This is a genomic window from Lachnoclostridium sp. An169 (assembly GCF_002160525.1).
Classification (GTDB): Bacteria; Bacillota; Clostridia; order Lachnospirales; family Lachnospiraceae; genus Mediterraneibacter; species Mediterraneibacter cottocaccae.
Map to the genome: position 1 here is coordinate 1 of NZ_NFKT01000078.1, position 948 is coordinate 948.

A 948-nucleotide genomic window follows, 5' to 3' on the forward strand; every position below is an offset into this window, starting at 1 on the left:
TTCGCTCGCCGCTACTTCCGGAATCACTGTTGTTTTCTCTTCCTCCGGCTACTTAGATGTTTCAGTTCACCGGGTTCCCTTCCTTAACTTATGGATTGGGTTAAGGATGACTGGGGTCTGCCCAACCAGGTTTCCCTATTCGGAGATCTCCGGATCGATGGGTATTTGCCCCTCCCCGAAGCTTTTCGCAGCTTATCACGTCCTTCATCGGCTCTTAGTGCCAAGGCATCCACCATACGCTCTTATCAGCATGACCAGACGACTCTTCTCCACGGGAATGGAGAATCATCTCCACATGTATAGCGTTACATGTGCTGGCAACAGATCAATTTTTTCTCTTCGTTTTCTTCGAAGGATCCTTGCGGATCAAATGTTGTTAATAACATTTCCTCGGATGTCTTGTATCTCTTCACGGACTCTCTCGAGTCCACAAAGTCATATAAGATATTTTTCATTGATCTCTGTATGCAGTTTTCAAGGTACATAAAGATGCAGGCGCTCTCAGAGCTTCGCATCTGCTCCTGACTGACTCTTCATCAGTCATCAGAACCCAAAATCTCTTTTGAACTCTGATCACTGGTGAAACCAGTTTTTAACAGCACTGCCCTGCTGAATGGGTTGGCGGTGATAAGTTGTAGCTCATCTTTGCCCGTATTTATGCTAAACTTCGACGGCGATTCCGTCTCCGTTTTTTCTTTTTTTAATCTGGCGGCCACCTACTCTCCCACACCGTCTCCAGTGCAGTACCATCGGCCGTTCAGGTCTTAACCATCGTGTTCGGGATGGGAACGGGTGTTACCCCTGAACGCATCGCCACCAGAAAGCTTAGGTTCTTGATAACCCAACAATAGACAACAGCTCTCTACTTCATTCTTCCCTAGAAAGGAGGTGATCCAGCCGCACCTTCCGATACGGCTACCTTGTTACGACTTCACCCCAGTTACTGGC

General features: G+C 47.7%; 3 rRNA genes. All 3 read right to left on the reverse strand.

Annotation, left to right across the window (positions count from 1 at the left end):
- A 23S ribosomal RNA gene (locus B5F07_RS22160) occupies positions 1-256 on the reverse strand; the annotation flags it as partial.
- Between the two features lie 447 nt (positions 257-703).
- Positions 704-821: ribosomal RNA gene (rrf, locus tag B5F07_RS22175) — 5S ribosomal RNA — on the reverse strand.
- Positions 822-881: 60 nt separating this feature from the next.
- A 16S ribosomal RNA gene (locus B5F07_RS22180) occupies positions 882-948 on the reverse strand; the annotation flags it as partial.